This is a genomic window from Leisingera sp. MMG026 (assembly GCF_021654205.1).
Taxonomy (GTDB): Bacteria; Pseudomonadota; Alphaproteobacteria; order Rhodobacterales; family Rhodobacteraceae; genus Leisingera.
In genome coordinates, this window is sequence record NZ_JAKFZM010000041.1 from 17,771 (window position 1) to 36,811 (window position 19,041).

Sequence of the window (19,041 nt, forward strand, 5' to 3'; positions counted from 1 at the left end):
CTAGTCAATCAATGCCGTCGCCATGGGGTCCATCCAGGCGGCGGTTTTTTTGTGATCTACCCGGCGTTATTGCCGCCGAATGCCTGTTTCAGCGCTGCCAGCGCCTCGTATTCCGAATGGGTTTGGTAGCCCTTCAGCCAGCCTGCCTCGCGCTCCCCGACCGGGTCGCCGTTTTGCTGCCGGCGCTCGATTTCCTGCGCTTGGGCAAACCGGTCGTCTGCTGTTGCGGCCACCTTGAAGACCTCCTGTTTGGGGGAGGGTTCAGGTTTCTTCCGCTTGTCGCCGATCTGCAGAATGAGGGCGTCCTGTGCCGCTTCTACGCTGGGGTCGGAATGCTGCCTGAAGGTCGGAACTCTGGGGGTCTTGGCAAACACCGGCTTCACCACTTTGGCGTTCACCAGTGCAGTGACCTCTTCGCGGGCCTCGTTCAGATCCGCCCCCAACTGTTCCGGTGTATGCGGTGCGTGCAGTGCCGCCAGTTTCTTTTCCGTCTTAGCAACATCGCGCTTCCACTTTGCAGTGACGCGGGCATCCTCATGGCTGCCGAAGCCGACTTTCTTCCGGCATTCGGCAAACCCCAGATACGCGCCATCGGGGCTGTAGATATGAACTCCACCGTGCAGATCTTCGGGATCAAAGCGGATCACAACCTTGCGGTCCGCTTCCTGGCTCATCCAGGCGCAGTGATACTCATTGCCCAGAAATTTCAGGCTGCCATTGTGTTTGTGCAGCTTGCCGGTGTCCTGGCCCATCAGCCAAAGATTGCGCTGTTCTTCGGTCGCCCGAAGGACATTGGCCGTGGCGTAACTTTCCGCGAAGGTTTCATCAAAGCTTCGGCCTGCAGCCGTATCTGTGCGGCGCCCGGTACGGGCGTTGTGCTCTTCAATGCCTTCCTGCAAAACCTCCAGGAATTCGGAGGCATTGATAGCCCGGCTGCCATAGTTCTCAGGTTTGGCAGTTGGTTTGTTGCCAACATAGGCACCCGCAAAGCGGGGATCTTTTGCCACGTCACTGGCAATGTCCCGGAAGGCCCGTTCAATAGGTTTTGCCTGGCCATGGGCCGGAGTTGCCCAGTGCATTTTGATGCCCAGTTGTGGCAGGACCCCAATTGGATCATCTTCCCGGACTTTGAACCGGAACCGGGTCGGCGCCCCCGCCGTCATCCACTTGTTGGCAAACTCGTGACCGTTGTCGAACAGGCAGTGCTTGGGAATGCCCCAGGTGTCCACCATTTCACCAAAGGCGGCCATCACCATGACTTTGTTAGGATCATGATCCACGCGCCAGGACAGGATTTTGTTCGAGTAGAGGTCCTGAAAAGCCACGATTTGGGGCCGGTTTATGGTTCCATTGGGCCATTTCACAAAGACATCGATCTTGTGACAGTCCGAGTTCACCCACTCCAAGGCGTGCAAATACGAACGGTCCCGGGTCTGCGCGGGGAAACAGCGCATCAGCCCGTTCACACCTTCCCGCTTGTAAACTTGCGTGGTGCGTTGAACCTCGGCATCCATCCACCGTTTGGCGGTCTTCTGGATTGGGAAAGGCCAGCCTTCACGTTTGGCTACTTTCATGGCAGCGCGGTAGCTCTGCGCAAACGTAGGCGCCTCAAGTCGCAGGAAGGCGCTTTTCAGCCAGTCCATAAACGGCTTGAACTGGGACCGGTCCTCTTTTTTGACGCGTTTTTTGGGGAGCTGCGGGGCCACATAGGCGAGCTGATCCTCTGCTGGGATGCCTTCGATCTGGGTGATCCAGTTGTAAATCGTCCGTTGGCTGACCTTCACCTCCGCCGCGATCACCGCAACGGAAACGACATGGGTCGTTCCGCTATGGTGTAGAAGCTCCACCTTACGCAGCGCATCAAGCCGCCGCCGGGCTTCAGCCTTGGATTTCTCCGGCAGTTGTTCATAGGCCAGCCAGGCCGCCGTCCGATCGGGGCGCTCTACAGGGGCTTCAATCCCAATTGTAAGCACCTTCAAACGGGCGTCATGGGGGAAAAGCGACCAGTGGAAATACAAGCCCCCGCCACGGCCCGGTTTGCGCTTCATGGCTGCAAAAACACGCTTCCAGCCCTCGCGCTCAGCATAGGCGTTCACGCCGCGGACACTGCCCGGCAGCCCCGGCAGCCGCGCCGCCGCGATATCTGCCGCGGACCACCATTCCTGTGTTGGCTTCAGATCCCTGGTCATTGTCAGGCTTCCCTCTGGCTGGAAAAGGGAACGACCTCGCCTGTGGCGACCTGCTGCTGAACCTCGTCCAGCAGTGCCGCCAGTTCGTCTTCGTGCCGCCGGACAAATTCCAGCCGGGCGGCTTTGGTGGCCCTGGTAAAAGTATCGGATAGCTTCGAGGCTTGCATCTCAGGAGTTGTCTGGACCGCCTGACCGGAAGGTTTCATCCGGTCCAGCACTTCTTTTGCACTCTTGGCCTTGCCCTCGCCCAGGGCGGTGCAGATCGCGCTGCGGTCGGCCTGCGCGCCGCATTTGGCGATGTGCTCCAGGTCTTTGAATTGCACCCGGTTTGGCGCGGCCCGAAGCTGGGCGATTTCCCCTTTGGACAGCTTTTCACCGACGCTGATCAGACGGCGAATGTGTCGGTCACCCTTGCCAAAGACCTCGGCGGCGTTGGCGCTGAACGATGCAACGGACATAATGTCCGTTGCATTCCAGCGGCCATGCGCCCCGGCCTTACCCTGCGCAGTTTCGGGGTTGTCGAGTTCGTAAAGCCTTTTGTGTTCTGCCAGAAATACGGCCATGTCCAGCGGCGTCAGGGGAGCGCCGGCCACATTGGCGTCCACCTCAATGCGGATGGCCTGGTCGTTGGTGCATTCGCTCACTTTGACGGGCACTTCTTCCAGCCCGGCTTCTTTGGCGGCGGTCAGGCGGTGCAACCCGTCCATCAGCCGGTAGCCGTCTTTGACCCTGCGTACCAGCAACGGCTGCAGGATACTGCCGACCTCATGGATGGACGAAACAATGCTGGCAACCGCCGTGGGTGAGGCGGTGCGCAAGCGTTCTTCCACTTGGATTTCAGCAACCGGAAGGGTTTGAATTTTCTGCCAATTTGGAGGGGTCATTGGGGATGCTCCACTTTGATTGAATTCAGGGGTTTGAATGGATGGCCTGCCGTGCTTTGCGGCATGGTCGGCGGTGTCAGTGCGCAGGCGGGGCTTGAAGCTTCCCGTCATAATCTGCGCACCAGGCTTCAGTGCTTGCGGGCCAGGAAGTCGTTGAAATCGTCCAGGGCGCCGTCACTCGCCAGGCTGGCAACAAGGTCAGCGACCCGGCGCTGCGCTTCGGCCATAGCCTCAACTGCTGCGTCCACATCAGCAGCGCATTCGCCAATCGTATTCCAGCCGTGTGCTCGGGCCATCTTGTGACGGCTTGCAGCGATAACCAGGCGGTCGCGCTGTTTTGCATATTCGGCCGCTGCGCCGCGCAGCTCAGTGGCTCGGTGAAGAACAGAATTCTTGGTGAAAAAGTCGTTTCCGGTCATTTCAAAAAGGCTCCAAACAAAAGCAGGGAGGGCAAGGCGAAGGCGCAAACGCCCCCAATCAGGTCGTCGAAAAGGTCCGAGGGGGTTGGCCACACAGCGCGGAACCCTTGGCCCCAGCCCGCCAGAAATAAAGCAAGGCTGGGACCCGTTCCGGCGAGTGGTACGCGGGAATAAAAAGGCCCCGGCAGCGCATCCCCATGGCTGCCGGGAAGGTGAGCCAGGCCGCTGTTAGCAGGCGTGCAGGACTGGCTGGGAGAGTGCAGGGCAGGCGTGGCACGATCAGAAAGGTGGCTCATTTCTGCCCCCGATCCTGCATGGACTGCTCAACTTTTTCGGCGTGCCGCTTCACACGTTCGGCATAGGCCCGTTCAACCATCTCGCGCCCAGCCGCGTCGATGATCCGGTCCAACAGTTTCTGACCTTCCGGGCCGCCCGCCTGCCCATAGGTGGCGGTGCGCGCTTTACTGGGGTTGATCTCGTGTTCCGTGCACCAGGCTCCCAGCGTGGTGCCCGATGACCGGAATACCCCCACAATAACGGTGTGCAGGATTACTCCTGGCTGGAAGGTTTTGTCATCGTTTGGCATACTGGTTCCTAATGCAGGCTTGTAGTCTGAGGTAACAACACCAATTTATACAATGCCCCTAGTTAAGCAAGGGTATTTTATAAATTCATCAGGAATATTTACTAAATGCATGATATTGGTGTGAAAATTCGGACTGCTCGTGAGCGTAAAGGCCTGTCTAGGAAGGCTTTTGGGGACCTCGTGGGAATCTCAGAGCCAAAGGTTCAGGCGATAGAGATTGGCAAACAGCGAGTCGATCATGAAACTCTATACAATATTGCTAAGCTGGCTCAGCTAGACGTGCTGTGGTTGCTCTCACTTGAGCCACGCTCTGAGGAAGAGACGGCAGAGTATTCAGATCGCGACAGGCTCCTACTAGCCATTGAAGCTGTCGAGGAGGGTCTTGAGGCCTTCGAACGCAAAGCCACACCGCAGGTAAAGGCAGGCCTGATCGCCGCCGCCTATGAACTGCTAGAGCAGGAAGGCGAAGGCGCAACAGCACAGATTATTCGTTTGGTAAAAATGGCATAAGAAGCATGGATAGAGACGACCCAAAGAGCAGGATCAAGAAACTGTTCGGCGAAACCCAAAGCGCCAAACCAGCGGCGGATCAGGGCAACGGACCCATCATAATGGGATCCAATAACACCGTCGTTTATGGTAATTTCACACAGAAAACCTTAACGCCCAGCAACCCACGCGTTGTGGTGCAGCTGACCCCTGGTGTTGACCACATTTCACCCTCTCAGAAGGCGGCGCTGAAGCAGCGGGTAGATGAAATCGTCGAGACAGAAACCAAGCTAAAGCAAAAGCCGAAACGCCATGCTGCGGTCTGGGGCGCGCTTAATAGGCACTGCAAGGTCACAACCTATGCCGAGATTGCGGCCGAGGATTATGAAAAGGCCAGGGTCTATCTGGACCAGTGGCTTGGCAGGCTGAACTCGGCTCGCAGCGCACCAGTAAAGAATGGCGATGCCTGGCGCCAGCGCAAGTACCGCTACATTCATGTCAACGCAAAGAGCGAGGAGGACCGCGCGGCGCTCGACCTTTACCTGGATCGCAAGTTCGGTGTCACCAGCCTAGCCGAGTTAGACAACAACGAGCTGGGGGCGGCATACAGTTATGTGGCTGGCCGCAAGAGCAAGCGCAAGAATTAGCCAAGAGAGTTATCCGTCAAAATGCGGAAAACCCTACGGCATCGCCAGAATGAACATATTGGCGCTTATCATGCTCGGAGCCGGCTAGGTGGCTCCGAGTGAGCTAGTTGGCCTTATGGGGTGACGTGTAGGCTCAGAGTTGCTCGCGTAGGTCTGAGCCCACTGCCGCCGTTGCCCAGGGTAGCCCACATTGCTGCCGCAGCACGTCAGTCACAGCCCAGAGGAGACATAGGACCGTGAACAGATCAACAGTTTAGCAGACCTTCATGACGATACGCAAAACCAGTCAATCACCGACACGCTCCTAGGCCCTCGTTGAATTCCGCGAGACCAATTTTGGAGACTTGAAACGAAGCTCATATCGCATCGAACCAATGTGCATCAACGGTCACTTGCTCGACCATTTCGGTTTGCACTCCCAGCTTATTGGTTTTCAACAAATCACATAGGCGTTCACCATCTATCAAGTCGATGGCCTTTGCCCCGTCGCGCGTCGCTTCTTCCGAGGCTTGGCTGGTGAAGTGGCCGGTGGTAATAAATAGCCCCTTATCGGCGCGGCCTTCCAATGCACCGCGAAAGTCTCTGATCTCTTTTGAGCCAACGCTGCCTTTGTAGCGCTTGCACTGAAAGTAGACCTGGAAGGACACCAAGTTGACCCGAAGCACCCCGACGCCATCGATGCCGCCGTCACCGGATTTGCCGCGCACTTCGACTTTGACAAACCCAGCTTCTCGTAACAGTCTTTGTGCCAAACGCTCAAATGCGTCGGGGGCCATGGCTTTCATCACATCCAAAAGGCTGGACTTCCAGTGGTCGTGAGTTTCCGGCACTTCTTCACTGGTGATTTCAGCCTCAGGCGTTTTGCGCTTTTGCTTGTCACGCTTTGCTTGCAGTCGATCTCTTTCTTTTTGGCGCTTTGCTTTGGCCCGTTCTTTTTCCTCTTGGGTGACCTGATCATAAATCGCGCGCGTCGCGGCAACATCCAGTATTTTGGCTCCTGTTTCCGTCAAAGCCCAAACGCCACGCGCCGAGTTCTCTAGCGCCCCACCACGTTTCAAATAGGTGCGTGCCCAAGACAGATAGTAATTCACCCGTGGGCCACTGTTGTTGGCCATCATGTAGCCTTGCTCGGCTTCGGTTACGCCTTCCAGCGAAATCACCTCTTCATCCAACTCGTGGATCGTGGCGGAACCGCCAAGCCCGCGCAGCGCCTCGACTGTGGCCAGCATCATGCCTGGCAGATCTGGTAGGCTGTCCCGGTCGATTTCAAATCTGCGCATGGCGTGGTCCTATCGTGATCTCAGGCCGCATATTTACCGTCTTCTGTTTTGTCCGCTTGGCCAAGGGCGGCGAGGCTTTCCAACAGCGGCTGTACAGCGGTGGTACGGGCGCGGGCAAAGCGGCGAGCGATTTGTTCGGGAGAGGCCTCACCCATTTCCACAAGCGCCTCACGCACGGCGGCGATTTGCTCGGGCAAGCCTTTGGGCCATGGGGATTTTTCAACTTTGGCAACTGCGCCTAGATCCACATCCGTCGTCTTACCTTTTTCGACCTTTGCCCCAGTTGGGTTTTGATAGTCAGGGCGCAGCCAGCGGATGTGGCCTGCGGCCTCTTCTGCGACGCGTTCCTTGTTGAGGTCAACCAAGCGCATCAGGATGTCCTCGTCGCTGAGGTCAACAGGCCAGCCATAGGCATCTGCCACGGCTGCGTCGATCTGATCATGTAGATCGCGCAAGATTCCGATGAGGCCTTGGTCGTAGATCTCTTTGTCCTTGCCCTCGATCACCTCGCCCGCGCGGAGTTTTTCCAGCACGTTGTATATCTGGGTCAGCGTCAGTTTCGGATGCGTCGCCTGCTGGCGTTTCCGGTGTGCGTCGAGTTCTTCACCTAGGGATCGGAGCTGGATTTTCTGCGGGTCGGTGAGGTCTGGGAAGGGGAATGGGTCGAAGCAGCGGGATTTATTGTAGCGAGGATCATTGCCAACGCCCAAACGGCTCCCAGCTGCCAGTGACCAAACTATATGCTGTGTTGAAGACAGAATTGAGAGGACCGCAGCATCGTCTTTTGCAATGATGTTGATAGTTGCATCAACCAGCGTTTCAGCAGGAATGAACTGAAAAACTCGATGTTTTGCAGTGTAGACTGTGCCTAGGTATCTAGGAAGCCCATCTAGAGCCTTTCGAACTGCATGGACATTCTCGCCAAACTGCCACCAACGTTCGCGATAGGCAGCACGATTGTTTTGTTCTCGTTCAGGTCGAACCAAATCGTAAATCATCTGATACGCCTGTGGAAAATCAGTCTTCACTTCATGCTCGTCCAAGCCAAAAAAGTCGACGACCCATAGGTCACGCGAATTTGCTGTCAGGTCACGCCCATTCTTGTAAGGCCGAATGTGCCTGCTACTTAGCGCAGAGTATTTGCTCGCGAGAGCTGATGCCTCACTTCGTTTTACCAAAAACCCTTGACCCATTAACTGTGGACCACGCCCGGCAATCGCACCGTTGGCCATTAGCGCCCTTGCCCCAGCCACGTCTGCGCCAGTCTGCAAGTTCGCAAAGATTTTGCCACCCTGATGGTCAAAACTCACTACGCGCCCGTCGACATCATCCCTGTCTTTGCTCTCACTGGTCACAGTCAACAAGTTCCCTGCACGATTGCCAACTGCGCCCACGGTCATGGCAATGCGCACTGCAGCTCCATAGAGCGTGTCGACCCATGGGTGATCGGGCACTGCAAACAGCAACGACAGCGGTTTTTTCGGATCGTTCAAATGTGGCTCCAAGACGCGGCGATTGAACGTCTGACGCAGGGAGTTGGTAGTGATCAGGCCAAAGCGCCGGGTGCCCGCACCGGTTTTGGTGTTAAAGCCACGTGCGGCCAAGGCGGCCTTGTCCCACCAGAACATCACCAGATCGGCACTTTGCGGCATTTTGGGGTAGGCAGACCACAGCGCCTCAACATAGCCATCGCCCAAGGCATCGCGTAGACGGCTCGCCCCAATAAAGGGCGGGTTGCCCACGATGAATGTGGCCTTGGGCCAGGTGGTCGGTTTGGGCTTGGCATAGTCATAGAGCTGCACGCGGGCCTCGGGGTCCGGCACCTCTTCGCCGGTAACCTGATGGTGCATGGTAGTGACGCCATCCCAACGGGTCACAGGCGCGCCGTTTTCATCCAGACGCGGCGTGCGTTCTGACCACTCCAGCATCGCATCGCGGTTTTCGATATTCTTGAAATCGCGCAACACGGGCTCGGACGGGGCGGCAATGCCATGGGTGCGGTAGTGCCATTGCAGATAACCGATCCACAGCACCAGCTCTGCCACATTGGCGGCCCAAGTGTTAAGCTCAATGCCGAGGAACTGATGCGGGTCAACGGTGATAAAGCTGGTTTGCGTTTCACCCAGCTCCTCCATCAGGCTGGTGACCTCGCCCTCCAGCCGTTTCATCATTTCAAGCGCGACATAGAGAAAGTTGCCCGAGCCACAGGCCGGGTCTAACACGCGCACCTCGCACAGGTCATGGTGGAAGTCCTTGACCAGTTTCAGCGCCTGATCGGTCTTGCCATCGGCGTTCAAGCGCTGCACCGCGATCTGTATGTTGCGCCAATCATCCCGCAAGGGTTCCATAATTGTCGGTGTGACCAGACGCTCCACATAGGCACGCGGGGTGTAATGCGCGCCCAGTTTATGGCGTTGCTTGGCATCCAACGCGCGTTCCAGCAGGGTGCCAAAGATCGCTGGTTCAACCTGTTTCCAATCGGCCTCAGCCGCTTCGATCAAGAGGCCAAGTTGCAGATTGTCCAGCGGCAAGGCGTCGGCATCCTTGAACAACCCGCCGTTAAAGCGTTTCAGATCCTTGGTGAGAACCGGGGAAAAGCCACCCGTGTTCATGGTTTCCCATAGGCTTTTGAGCGTAGGTTGGGCGTGTTCTGGGTGACCACGCAGCTCATTGAGCTTGGCGGTAAAGCTGCCATAGGGGATTAAGTCGACGTCTTCAGCAAACATGGAAAACAGGCAGCGCATAAGGAACCGCGCCACGGTTTCGCTCTCATGGCCCTGGCCTTCAAAGCTTTTGCCCAGCTCGGCCAAATGCTCAGCAATATCGCGGGTGACTTCGGCGGATTTAAGCGAGGGGTCCAGGCTTTGCGGATCGCTCCAAATGGCGCGCAACAGATCAACCGTCTCAGGCTGTCGCAGGTCTTCCAGATAGATGCGGTAGCGGTTGCCATCGGGGAACTGGGTGTAGCCCTGTCCCTGACCCGAAAAATCGGAGTAAAGCTCGATCACGTGGCCGACATCGACAATCATCAAGAAAGGTGGCCAGCCGTCCTCTTTTGACACGGCGCGGGCGTAGTTATCCGCCTGGGCGCGCGCTTTGAGCATGGTGTCATCAAACTTGGCAGTGCCGCGTTTGCCGTGCCCAGTTTGCTTTGTCGCGTCCTTGCCCAGGAACATCTCGAGGGTGTTTTTGTCTTTGGGGCCAGTGGAGACAAACTGCTTGGCCTCTAGAATGAAGTGGCCTTTCTTATACAAATCAATACGACCATTGCGGGTGCGCCCCGTGTGGGTAAGCGTGACAGGTCGTTCAAAACGATAGTCTAGAAAGTCGCCATCTTTGTCAGAGACATGAGGACGTTCGACGCCCAGCAGTTCAGTAAGTTCGATAGCAAAACTCTGTGCAGTTGCCATCTCGCTACCGCCAGAACCTTGCCAGCGTTCAATAAATTCTTCGATATCCATGCCAGCCGCCCAACGATTCAACTATTGGTGAAGTTGCGCACGAAACTTCACGTTGTTCAATGCCTTGTCACCCTGTTTGGGGTCGTCATGTCTTTCAATGATCTCAAGGCAATATCAACTTAAACTGTTTGCTTTGATGAAAGTCAGCTTTCACGCAATGACCCAACTTTGCAGAGTCCACAATCTGCAGCTTTGCGACTGCGTGGACCCACCTGGGCTGCAGCCGCAGCGAACGGCAGGTAGGCCCCGCTAGCACACCTGAAATCGCTTCCAAGTTCGGAGGGCCTTTGGCAGGAGCGGGGCAACATGTATCACTTTGATTAAACTGCGTTAATCCCATTCTAGGAAGCGGCATGTAAGACCAGCGCCCTAGTTCCAAGTTCGGCGGTTCAAACGGGTAGTCTGAAAGTTAACATAAGGGGCATTATCGCCCTTGTGAGGGCCTGTTTTCCCTTATTCTACAAGGTCTAGGGCAGGGGAGAGAGTTTGCAACGGGAAGTGTCCCAAAATCTGCTGAGAGCGCTGTAAGGGCCATTTTTCCGGGTATTGAAGGACAAACGCCCCAAGCCACTTTCCAGCTTTAGATCTTCCAGAATGCCCTTTTTTATATGGCTCTATCCGGGTTCTTCCGGCTTTGTCCGGCCTCTTCCGGTTACTGCAATATCAAGTGTCTCCTAACAGCGGGACACTTCCCGTTGCAGCAACTCATTTTAGCGAATTCCCTGGTTTTTAAGCCTGAAGCCGGGGTGTTGCCAGTCTTGAAATCCGCTGGTTCCGCGTTTTGACGCTGTGGTTTTGGGACACTTCCCGCTGCAGTACGGGATACTTCCTGTTGCAATACTCGGAATTCGGCCGCCCAAACCGTTAAAAAACGGCGGGCGGTGGAAGGCTTTAAAGGGTGTTTAAAGAGGGGGTGTACGGGTTGCGGACAAAGCGCCATTTCGCTGCTCTGAGTGCGAAGGTCCGCAAACGGTATTTATTTCCCGTCACTCATAGATCGCAGCGTATTCAGCGCGTTAATAGCAGCGGGAAGACCACCATAGAGCGCCATTTGCCAAATTACCTCGGCGACTTCCGTTTCGCTCAAACCAACTTTCAGCCCAGCCTCAATATTGATCCGGAGTTGCGGTGCAGTTTGGCCTCCCATTGCCGACAATGCCGCGATGGTCGCAATGTAGCGACTTTTCAGGTCGAGGCCCGGACGCGCATAAAAGCGTTCGTAGGCCATGTCGATCACTGTATCTGCCATGCCCGGCAAAAGGTGCCCATATCGGTCTTCCAAAACGGTCCGAACGCCGGGATTGAGATCATCGGCGAGTTGTGCACCGTTCATCGTTGTCATCTCAACGCTCCGCCCAAAGTAAATCCACCATCAACTACGACGTCTTGACCCGTCACAAATTCAGAATTGTCGGACAATAGCCACATTGCTGTTCCTGTTACGTCCTCTGGTCTACCGTTCCGTCGAAGTGGTGTGTGGTTCGAAAGACGTGCGGAAATTTCTGGGTCTAAAACTTCGTCCGCCATTGGGGTCAGAATGATCCCGGGGCTAATCGCGTTGATCCGATTGCCACGGGGTCCTTCTTCGACAGCTAACACGCGCATCATCGCAAGGAGCGCGGCTTTTGTTGCCGCATAAGCACCAGACCCAGGCATAACTGCGCCAGCCGTCCAAGATGCATTTATCAGCACGACACCATTTTTCATGTGGGATAGACACTGTGCCACCGTTTGCTGCGTGCCGATAAGGTTAATTTGGATAAGATCTGCAAAGTCGTCAGCCTGAGTATCCTTGAGTGGTTTGAACTCACCCAGATGCCCGGCATTAGCAAAGACCGCATCTAACTTCCCGAAGTGGGCAATAGATGCTTTGAGGTTTGCGGCAATCTCGTCCGGATTGGAGATGTCGCAGACTTGGAGCAAGGCAGAACCACCAGCCTCCTTGATTTCCTGTGCTACAACTTCGAGAGGTGCCCTGCGCCGCCCCCAAAGCGTTACAGAAGCACCTTCACTCGCAAGCGCAAGCGCCACCGTACGCCCCATGCCAGTTCCTGCGCCCGTCACAAGCACGGCGCGGTTTTCAAATTGGTTTTCCATATTTACCTCTCTCTTAGGGTAGTTCAGAGAGGACTCTATATTGGCAGTGAAACTGTGATAATTGACCAATATATTTAATGATAGAAAAGGCTTTCTTTACAATGGATCTATTCACTGCGATGCGCACTTTTGTCGAAGTGGCTCAAGCCGGTTCCATGAATGCCGCCGGGCTTAGGCTCAATGTGAGCGGCGCTTTGGTTGGGCAAAGGATTGCAGGCCTAGAGGATCACCTTCAGGCGAGATTGCTCAATCGAACGACGCGACAACAGAAGCTCACAGACTTTGGCGTAAGCTATCTCGAGCAATGTAGGGATATTCTGGAATTGGTTGACTTCTCCGAGGGCAAGGCAAGCGATCAGCAGCGACAACCTCAGGGGCGGCTGCGTATCGCGGCCCCGGTGAGCTTTGGGTCAGCGGCGCTGATGCCCGCTCTAAAGGGCTTCACCGAGATCGCACCAGAGGTAGAAATCGAATTGACCTTGTCTGATAACAATGAAGATTTGGTCGCCGGTGGGTTTGACGCCGCTTTTCGGATTGGAGAGCTGGAAGATAGCGCCCTCCTGCAAATCCAGCTCGCCCCCTACAGAATGATGATCTGCGCGTCCGGTGAGTATTTAGCAGAACACGGAGAGCCACAGGTACCATCAGATATGAATCGCTTTCGCGCAGTTCTCTTTTCAAGAACCGGACGCAAGCCATGGCGATTCAAGCAGGGGTTCGAAGAACAAAGTTGGACCCCTCAAACAAGAATTTCTGTGAACTCTGGTCAGGCTGTACGTGTTGCTGCAACTGCTGGCATGGGCGTCGCCATGTTGCCAGAAACTCTCGTCAGAGGTGACATCTCAGCGGGTAAGTTAGTGCAGTTACTACCTGATTGGAGCTTGCCTGAACAACCTATGGCCTTGATCTATCATCGTGACCGGTACAGGCCGCAAAGGCTGACAAGATTCATCGACTTCGTGAAGTCAGTTTTTAGGAGCCAACTCGCATAGCCGACATTTGAGGAAGCTGCAGCATCAGTAAATAAGGGCTCAAAATGACAGCCCGCGCCCCTATGTCCGCCGAAACACCCACTTCCAGAACCGCCGCGCCCGCATCCCGAAGTAGGCAAGCCAGCTCCGCAGGCCGGGCGCATGAACGCTAAGAGCGGCCTCAAACCACTGGCTGTCTGCAAAGGCCCGGCGGAACCCCTGCTCGAGCAGTGTGTCGTGGATCACGGCCGACAGGAGGAAATAGGGGTCATCGGGCGAAAACACCCAGCGCAGAGGACGGGGAACGGAGCTTTCGAATTCACGCCCGGCCGGGATGGTCAGCACCCAGCCGCTTTCCTTCTTTCCTATGTCCCAGTACAGCGGCCGGGTGGTGATGTAATCACGGCTGCCGCCTTTCCTGGCCCAGGTGGTGTCTGGCAGTTTGCTCATGAATTTGCCTTCTCATTATCGCGTTCGGCTTGGAAACTTGTCGTCAATGTGCCCGCCAGGGTGTGGGTGACGCTGGTAATCAGCCATTCGCCTTCCAGCTCGGGTTTGATGCCGGTCAGGTTGACCTTGGCTTCGGCCATCAGGTCGCCCCAGAACCCTCCCAGGCGGATATTGACGGCGCCGCTGGCCCGGCCTGTGCGTTCCAGGGCGGCGTCGGCCGCGCGCTGCGCTTCCTCTTGCGACGGGTAGCGGTGACGCAGCTTCAGCTTCGGGTCTTTGTCTCCGGCCTTGCAGGTCTGTACCTTGGCGGTGCCCAGGTCGGTCCACTCAACAATAACGCAGCCGTATTTGCCGCGCCCGTTGATCTGCCAGTCCCCGGAGGCAATCTGGCTGCGGTGGACGTCAAAGACGGGCAGGTCGGCGCCATCAGCGCCTTTGTTCTCGCCGCGTTTGGCAAAGACCAGGGCACCGCCTGCGGGCTTGGCGACGGCGTCCAGGTCCTGGGCAAGGCGGGTGAGGAAGTTCAAATCGCTTTCGCTGGTTTGCGCCAGATAGGCGTAATGGTGGGCCTTCAGGCTGTCGCTGATGACGGTTTTCAGCCCGTGTTCACCGGCAATTTTGCCGACCAGATCCTCGGCGGTCACCTTGTGCCAGGAGCGGGTTTTCTTGGCGCGGATGCCGCCGAGCATGTCGGCGGCCTTGGCCCCGATCGTCAAGGTGTCCGGTGCCAGCTCGCCGCTGATTTCGTCCACGGTGAAGTGTCCCAGTTCGACCAGATCGCCGGTGAAGCCCAGGGCAATTTCCAGCTTGGCGCCGGTCGCGGGCAGGGCAACGGCATAATCGCGGTCGTCCACCTGGATTTCCGCCCGGTCGGACTTGCTGCCCGCCTCATCGACAATGGTCAGGCCAATCAGCCGGTCGGCAAAATTGCCGGTGACGTCGTCCCCGTCTGCGATGATCCGGAATGCGATTTTCATGGCTCAGCCCCAGAGCCGAACAGGCTTGCGGACGGTTGCGGGCTGCGCGGCGGGCAGGGTGATTTCAAGGCCTTTCGGCAGGATCGGGCCAAGCTGGGCAAGGCCCGGATTTGCCTCATAGACGGCCACGGCCATATCTTCGCGGCCGTAGTGGTCCTTGCAGACTTCATCCACCATATCGCCTTCGCTGGTGCGGTATGTGGCCATCACAGCCCCCCGAAGAATGAGGACAGGACGCTGTTGTCCTGGCCGTAGGATTTCAGGTTCATGGTGAATTCGATTTTGCGGGGGGCGCCGTCGGCCAGAAAGAGGCTTTTGCGCTCTTCCACGCGGGTGATTGTCCAGCGGTCCCAGACCCAGCCCAGCCCGTCCACCATCATCATCGGCAAACCGGTTTTGGCCTGCAGGCGCATCATTTCAACCTGCCTTAAACCGCCCTTGAAATGCGGGTAAACCACCCCTTCAAGGGTGAGGTCTTCGGCATCCGGCCCGGCGTATTGCAGGGCAGGGGCGCGGCCGATCCGGTCCACCTTCTGCCAGCGGTAGCCGGCGGTGCGGGAAAACTGCTGATAGGAGCCGCCCGCCATGCCAAAGCGGAACACCCCCAGCGCCATCATGACCAATCCTAGCTGCATCAGTAATCCACTCCGTCATGCAAATCCGCGCGGCGTTCGCTTTCTCTGCGTTTGAGCTGCCGCATGACTTCCCGCCCGATTGCCTCGCTGTCCTGGCCGGGCTGCGGGTAGATATTGACGCTGACCGTGTCGCCTTGGCGTGTGATCTGCGGCGCCGGGGCCTGGGCGGACAATGCCGGGCGCGGATCTATGCGCTGCTCGATCTCCGCCTTGCCGGGCAGCGCGGCAGCGGGCGCCGCCATCGCCGCCGCCGCCATAGCGCCTTTCAGCGCGTGCCGGGGCAGGAGGCTGGCCGGGTTTGACGGCTGTTTGCGTGATTGAGATTGCGCAATGGTAAGAGGTGCAGCGGCTGCCTTCAGAGCCTGGCTGATCCGCGTGATGTTCCGGGTGCTGATCGCCGTGTTCTGCACACTGGCGGCTTGGCGGATGACGCGCGCGGTTGGTTTGGCAGCGGCGGCGGCACGGGTCGCAGCTTTAAGGGCACGCGCTGGCAGAATATTGCCCGGCACCTTCGGGACAAACACCTCCGGTTCGCGGCGTTCACCGATCAGATAGGACAGGCCCGGCAGCACCGGCCCGCCGCTGTCCCGGTTGCCCTGCACGCGCGGGGCCACCGAGCCGGACAGCGGATGCGCCCGCGCGGCCGGAGCGGCCGGGCCATCGCCGCCGCTGGCCCAGTTCTGCAGGTCAGTCAACCATTGCGGTTTCAAGTCCTTCAGCTTGTTGGTGATGAAGGTGACCAGCTGGTCCACAATGGAAGCCATGCCGTCCCAGAGCGATTTCATGAAGGTGACGCCGGTTGCAAACAGGCTGAACTCTTTGAACTTGGCGATGATCTGGTCGGGCACGCCCAGCAGTTCCATCACATAGGCCACCAGGCCGATGGCGCCCTCTACAGCCAGGGTGAAGGGGTTGAACTCAGCCAGCAGTTTGAACACGCCTTTGATGATGCCCTCATCAAAGGCAGCGCGGACCAGGTCAACTTTTTCGGTGACGGCGCCGACAATCTTGTCCCAGTTGTCATAAACGGCATAGGCCAGCGCCGCGACAGATGCGATAATCAGGCCAATCGGGTTGGCCATAGCCAGGACGCCCAGCCGCATAAACCCTTTGGCCAACAGCCCCACACCGGACAGCAGCCACTTGATCGGCCCTTTGGCCACCCAGGCCAGCAGCTTGCCCGCGCCGATAATGGGCGTCATGGGCAGCCACTGCTGACCGCCAGCACCTCATAGACCCGCCCGTCCGGGCCGACAAAGCCCCAGCCCGCCTGCGCGCTGCCAAAGAAGCTGGTGCCGGTTCCGGTGACGATTGCGCTGCCGTTCACAACGCTGACTGTTCCTGCCTTTGGCCATGCCATAGGGCTGCTCTCCTTATGTTACCTGGAACACTGTCCATTCGATTTTCGGGTTGTTGAAATAGACGCCGCCCTGGGCCTCCAGATCGATTGCCAGGAACACCCGCTGGTCGCTGCCGCTGGCCCAATGCGGGTCCACCAGGGCGGAAGGGTCCTTGCTCCAGGCTGCTGCCGGTGCGGGGTTGGCGCCGCCGAAGCCATTCCAGCGTGCGCCCGGCTGGATCGATGTATTGAGCGTCCAGAAGGTGTTGTTGGGGTCCATGCCTCCCGGTGCGGTGCCGGTGGTGGTGACCGATGCGGCAGCGGCCAGGGCAAACCGCTGCGCCTGCCAGACGTCCAATTTGCCCACCCGGATGCCGGTATTCACAAAGGCCCAGCGGGCGCCATCGCCGATTTGTCCCGGAGCCGTAAAGGACCCCTGCGCCAGGACCATAGGCCGGGAAAACACAGCGCCGGCCACTTTCAGTGCATTGTTCTTGAAATCGACCTTTACGCCTTCGGTCGGGATCCCGTTTGCGTCCTCCGCATAATCAGGGGACTCCAGGCTCCCCGCAATTTGGGCATTTCCGATTGAGCCTTCGCGGATGGCCGCCTTGCGCATGTAAACGCCCGCAGGCACCAGAATGCCGCCGACCATGGTGTCCTCGGTGTAAACCACAAAAGGGCTGCGCTTCTGCGCGCCATCAGGCGAGACGATGGCAAACTTGTCCGCCTGAAACGCAATCTCGGATGCGGGTTCGCCCTGGTCATCCAGATCAGACCGCAGCACCATGCCCGCCACATGGCCGTTGTTGTCGATGCGCAGGGTGTATTCCCCCATCACCCCGTCCACAGTCTGCATGGTCTGCTGAATGCTGGTGCTGTTGTCGCCAACATCCGATTGCAGTTGCGTGATCGCCGTGGCCTGGCTGGACACACTCCCCTCGGCATCGCTCACGCGGGTGTCCAACTGGCTGAGGGCGGTGGCCTGTCCGGCAGCATTGCCCTCGGCATCATCCAGACGGCTGTCCAGGCTGATGAGGCTCTGGCCGTGGCTGGTGATCACGCCTTCCGCACTTGTGACCCGCGCATCCAGTTGCGATTGCGCCGTGGCCTGGCCGGAAATACCCCCTTCCGCGTCGTCCAGGCGGGCTTCAAGGCTGGTGAGGCTCTGGCTGTGGCTGGTGATGGTGCCCTCTGCGGTGCTGACACGGGTTGTCAGCGCACTGGAAGCGGAGGCCTGGGCGGCAAGGTCGCCATCCAAGCGGACTTCTAAGGCATCAATGCTGCTGGCCAGTGCGGCATCGCCGCTGGCGCGCACCAGCTTTTCCGATTCAATCAGCGCCACGCTGTTTTCAATTGCCACACCCAGCGATGCAGTGATGGCCGCCGTTGCGCTGCGGTCATCATCCACCCGCGCCCGGATATCCTGGGTGGCATAGGCAATCTGGGTTTTCAGGGCTTCGCGCTGCTCATAGGCCAGCAGCAATTGCTCCAGGGTGGCAACATCCTGCGCGCCGAGCTGATCATGCAGGGTCCGCACGTCGCTCACCGACTGGGTGATTGCCGGGCCGTCCAGGGTGCTGATCTGCACCTCTGCCGTGGACAGGCGGCTTTCGGCAGCGTCAAAATCCGCCTGATCCACCTTCAGGGTGATGGCCTCCTGCGCGGCGTCGATATCCACTTCCGCCGAACTCAGGCGGGCGTCCATCCCGTCCACTTCGGTTTGCGTGGCCTTCAGGGCGATTGCCGCCTCCGCCGCGTCCAGATCCGCCTCAACCTGATTGACCCGCACCTGCAGGTCGCCCACGACGGGGATCTGGCTCGGGTCCAGTACCGCATTGGATATCTGCTGATTGACCCAGGCTTGCGTGGCCGACAGTGTGATAGAGGCTTCGGCGGCGGACAGCCGGATTTCCGCCTCGCTGATGCGTTCCGCTTCCGCAACCACGCCATAGATCCGCACCGTGCCGGTGTCCGGGTCCTGATAGATCCCGGCATCGGCCATGCGACCGTCGATTTCGGACAGCTTGGTCAGCATCCAAAGCACTTTGTCCCCGATGACCCCCAGCGCCTCTGCCGCATGGAAGCTCTGCACGTCGCGGATCTCCAGATCCCGCCGCACCGCGCTTTCCAGCGGCGCGATCTTGTCCAGGACCAGCTGGTCGTCCAGTGCGGCGGCGGCGGCAGTGGCATCGTCGGAGATTGCCTGCCAGGTCTCATCGCTCAGCACATCCGGCTGCAGCTTGAATTCAGGCGTGGTGACCGGCAGCCAGGCGGTCCACTTGGTGTCCCTGGTCTTGGAAATGGCCTTGGCGCGGGTCTCGTATTCTGTGCCGCCCTGCATCGGTTCCAGGCGGAAACTGCCCAGCTCCGGATCGGCGGTGCTGGCGCTGAAGCGGTCATCGTCGCCGTCTTTGACCCGCACCTGGAAGTGAGCCTCCCCCAAAGAAGTGGTCCGCGCCTATGATTAGGAAACGGAGGACCATAGATGGCGACCAAGAGGCCCAAGCCTGAAGAGAACGTCGTGAAGTTACGGCAGGTTGAAGTCTTGATGGGGCAAGGCATGCCCCGCATAAATGCGATCCGTCAGATCGGCGTTACGGAACAGACCTACTAT

18 protein-coding genes and 1 pseudogene are annotated in these 19,041 nt (G+C 58.1%); 4 read left to right on the top strand and 15 right to left on the bottom strand.

All coding sequences use genetic code 11. The features are described from left to right. Positions 1-56 precede the first annotated feature (56 nt). From L1069_RS18725 to L1069_RS18740, 4 genes are all read right to left on the bottom strand, one after another. Complete coding sequence (locus L1069_RS18725) at positions 57-2,189, bottom strand: transposase domain-containing protein (protein WP_237456680.1); 2,133 nt, start codon at positions 2,187-2,189, stop codon at positions 57-59. A 2-nt stretch (positions 2,190-2,191) separates the two neighbouring features. Continuing rightward, positions 2,192-3,073, bottom strand: coding sequence for a ParB N-terminal domain-containing protein (locus L1069_RS18730; RefSeq protein ID WP_237456681.1), 882 nt, complete (start codon positions 3,071-3,073; stop codon positions 2,192-2,194). A gap of 128 nt (positions 3,074-3,201) precedes the next feature. After that, complete coding sequence (locus tag L1069_RS18735) at positions 3,202-3,492, bottom strand: hypothetical protein (protein WP_237456682.1); 291 nt, start codon at positions 3,490-3,492, stop codon at positions 3,202-3,204. A gap of 292 nt (positions 3,493-3,784) precedes the next feature. Next, complete coding sequence (locus L1069_RS18740; protein ID WP_237456683.1) at positions 3,785-4,078, bottom strand: hypothetical protein; 294 nt, start codon at positions 4,076-4,078, stop codon at positions 3,785-3,787. 105 nt (positions 4,079-4,183) lie between these two features. On the opposite strand from L1069_RS18740, the gene L1069_RS18745 reads away from it, so the two are divergent. Continuing rightward, entirely contained in the window at positions 4,184-4,588 is a 405-nt protein-coding gene (locus L1069_RS18745; protein ID WP_237456684.1) for a helix-turn-helix transcriptional regulator, read from the top strand. A gap of 5 nt (positions 4,589-4,593) precedes the next feature. After that, positions 4,594-5,214, top strand: a complete 621-nt coding sequence (locus tag L1069_RS18750; RefSeq protein WP_237456685.1) for a hypothetical protein — start codon at positions 4,594-4,596, stop codon at positions 5,212-5,214. A 356-nt stretch (positions 5,215-5,570) separates the two neighbouring features. On the opposite strand, the gene L1069_RS18755 is transcribed toward L1069_RS18750, so the two are convergent. The 4 genes from L1069_RS18755 to L1069_RS18770 form a co-directional block, all read right to left on the bottom strand. Next, a complete protein-coding gene (locus L1069_RS18755; protein ID WP_237456686.1) occupies positions 5,571-6,494 on the bottom strand; it encodes a restriction endonuclease in 924 nt (307 codons plus the stop codon). Between the two features lie 20 nt (positions 6,495-6,514). Next, the gene (locus L1069_RS18760; RefSeq protein ID WP_237456687.1) at positions 6,515-9,955 is read right to left on the bottom strand and encodes a DNA methyltransferase; all 3,441 of its coding nucleotides are present in this window, start codon (positions 9,953-9,955) and stop codon (positions 6,515-6,517) included. A gap of 976 nt (positions 9,956-10,931) precedes the next feature. Next, entirely contained in the window at positions 10,932-11,297 is a 366-nt protein-coding gene (locus L1069_RS18765) for a carboxymuconolactone decarboxylase family protein (protein ID WP_237456688.1), read from the bottom strand. Further along, positions 11,294-12,052 (bottom strand): SDR family oxidoreductase, encoded by a 759-nt coding sequence (locus L1069_RS18770; protein ID WP_237456689.1) that lies wholly within the window; start codon positions 12,050-12,052, stop codon positions 11,294-11,296. The genes L1069_RS18765 and L1069_RS18770 overlap by 4 nt, the downstream gene beginning before the upstream one ends. 101 nt (positions 12,053-12,153) lie before the next feature. Between L1069_RS18770 and L1069_RS18775 the strand changes: the two genes are divergently transcribed. After that, positions 12,154-13,044: a LysR family transcriptional regulator gene (locus L1069_RS18775; protein WP_237456690.1), complete on the top strand. Its 891-nt coding sequence runs from the start codon at positions 12,154-12,156 to the stop codon at positions 13,042-13,044. 60 nt (positions 13,045-13,104) lie between these two features. Here the strand turns inward: L1069_RS18775 and L1069_RS18780 are convergent, their stop codons facing one another. From L1069_RS18780 to L1069_RS24295, 7 genes are read right to left on the bottom strand one after another with little or no spacing between them, the layout of a single operon-like run. Beyond that, positions 13,105-13,473, bottom strand: a complete 369-nt coding sequence (locus L1069_RS18780; protein ID WP_237456691.1) for a DUF1353 domain-containing protein — start codon at positions 13,471-13,473, stop codon at positions 13,105-13,107. Then, positions 13,470-14,450, bottom strand: a complete 981-nt coding sequence (locus tag L1069_RS18785; protein WP_237456692.1) for a contractile injection system protein, VgrG/Pvc8 family — start codon at positions 14,448-14,450, stop codon at positions 13,470-13,472. The genes L1069_RS18780 and L1069_RS18785 overlap by 4 nt, the downstream gene beginning before the upstream one ends. A 3-nt stretch (positions 14,451-14,453) precedes the next feature. Beyond that, positions 14,454-14,657: a tail protein X gene (locus L1069_RS18790; RefSeq protein ID WP_239032595.1), complete on the bottom strand. Its 204-nt coding sequence runs from the start codon at positions 14,655-14,657 to the stop codon at positions 14,454-14,456. Beyond that, the gene (locus L1069_RS18795; RefSeq protein ID WP_237456694.1) at positions 14,657-15,085 is read right to left on the bottom strand and encodes a phage tail protein; all 429 of its coding nucleotides are present in this window, start codon (positions 15,083-15,085) and stop codon (positions 14,657-14,659) included. The genes L1069_RS18790 and L1069_RS18795 overlap by 1 nt, the downstream gene beginning before the upstream one ends. Further along, on the bottom strand, positions 15,085-16,287 hold the full coding sequence (locus L1069_RS18800) for a hypothetical protein (RefSeq protein ID WP_237456695.1): 1,203 nt from the start codon (positions 16,285-16,287) through the stop codon (positions 15,085-15,087). The genes L1069_RS18795 and L1069_RS18800 overlap by 1 nt, the downstream gene beginning before the upstream one ends. Beyond that, positions 16,284-16,445 (bottom strand): hypothetical protein, encoded by a 162-nt coding sequence (locus L1069_RS18805; protein ID WP_237456696.1) that lies wholly within the window; start codon positions 16,443-16,445, stop codon positions 16,284-16,286. Before L1069_RS18805 ends, L1069_RS18800 begins: the two co-directional genes overlap by 4 nt. 13 nt (positions 16,446-16,458) lie before the next feature. After that, a complete protein-coding gene (locus tag L1069_RS24295) occupies positions 16,459-18,849 on the bottom strand; it encodes a DUF1983 domain-containing protein (RefSeq protein ID WP_237456697.1) in 2,391 nt (796 codons plus the stop codon). Between the two features lie 63 nt (positions 18,850-18,912). Between L1069_RS24295 and L1069_RS18815 the strand changes: the two are divergent. After that, positions 18,913-19,041, top strand: a pseudogene (locus L1069_RS18815) (IS3 family transposase); the annotation flags it as partial.

Bases quoted from the DNA above. Each gene is read 5' to 3' on its own strand.
- L1069_RS18755 (WP_237456686.1), bottom strand. From the start codon at position 6,494: ATGCGCAGATTTGAAATCGACCGGGACAGCCTACCAGATCTGCCAGGC.
- L1069_RS18735 (WP_237456682.1), bottom strand. From the start codon at position 3,492: ATGACCGGAAACGACTTTTTCACCAAGAATTCTGTTCTTCACCGAGCC.
- L1069_RS18760 (WP_237456687.1), bottom strand. From the start codon at position 9,955: ATGGATATCGAAGAATTTATTGAACGCTGGCAAGGTTCTGGCGGTAGC.
- L1069_RS18765 (WP_237456688.1), bottom strand. From the start codon at position 11,297: ATGACAACGATGAACGGTGCACAACTCGCCGATGATCTCAATCCCGGC.
- L1069_RS18790 (WP_239032595.1), bottom strand. From the start codon at position 14,657: ATGGCCACATACCGCACCAGCGAAGGCGATATGGTGGATGAAGTCTGC.
- L1069_RS18805 (WP_237456696.1), bottom strand. From the start codon at position 16,445: ATGGCATGGCCAAAGGCAGGAACAGTCAGCGTTGTGAACGGCAGCGCA.
- L1069_RS18775 (WP_237456690.1), top strand. From the start codon at position 12,154: ATGGATCTATTCACTGCGATGCGCACTTTTGTCGAAGTGGCTCAAGCC.
- L1069_RS18795 (WP_237456694.1), bottom strand. From the start codon at position 15,085: ATGCAGCTAGGATTGGTCATGATGGCGCTGGGGGTGTTCCGCTTTGGC.
- L1069_RS18745 (WP_237456684.1), top strand. From the start codon at position 4,184: ATGCATGATATTGGTGTGAAAATTCGGACTGCTCGTGAGCGTAAAGGC.
- L1069_RS18730 (WP_237456681.1), bottom strand. From the start codon at position 3,073: ATGACCCCTCCAAATTGGCAGAAAATTCAAACCCTTCCGGTTGCTGAA.
- L1069_RS18785 (WP_237456692.1), bottom strand. From the start codon at position 14,450: ATGAAAATCGCATTCCGGATCATCGCAGACGGGGACGACGTCACCGGC.
- L1069_RS18800 (WP_237456695.1), bottom strand. From the start codon at position 16,287: ATGACGCCCATTATCGGCGCGGGCAAGCTGCTGGCCTGGGTGGCCAAA.
- L1069_RS18750 (WP_237456685.1), top strand. From the start codon at position 4,594: ATGGATAGAGACGACCCAAAGAGCAGGATCAAGAAACTGTTCGGCGAA.
- L1069_RS18725 (WP_237456680.1), bottom strand. From the start codon at position 2,189: ATGACCAGGGATCTGAAGCCAACACAGGAATGGTGGTCCGCGGCAGAT.
- L1069_RS18770 (WP_237456689.1), bottom strand. From the start codon at position 12,052: ATGGAAAACCAATTTGAAAACCGCGCCGTGCTTGTGACGGGCGCAGGA.
- L1069_RS18780 (WP_237456691.1), bottom strand. From the start codon at position 13,473: ATGAGCAAACTGCCAGACACCACCTGGGCCAGGAAAGGCGGCAGCCGT.
- L1069_RS18740 (WP_237456683.1), bottom strand. From the start codon at position 4,078: ATGCCAAACGATGACAAAACCTTCCAGCCAGGAGTAATCCTGCACACC.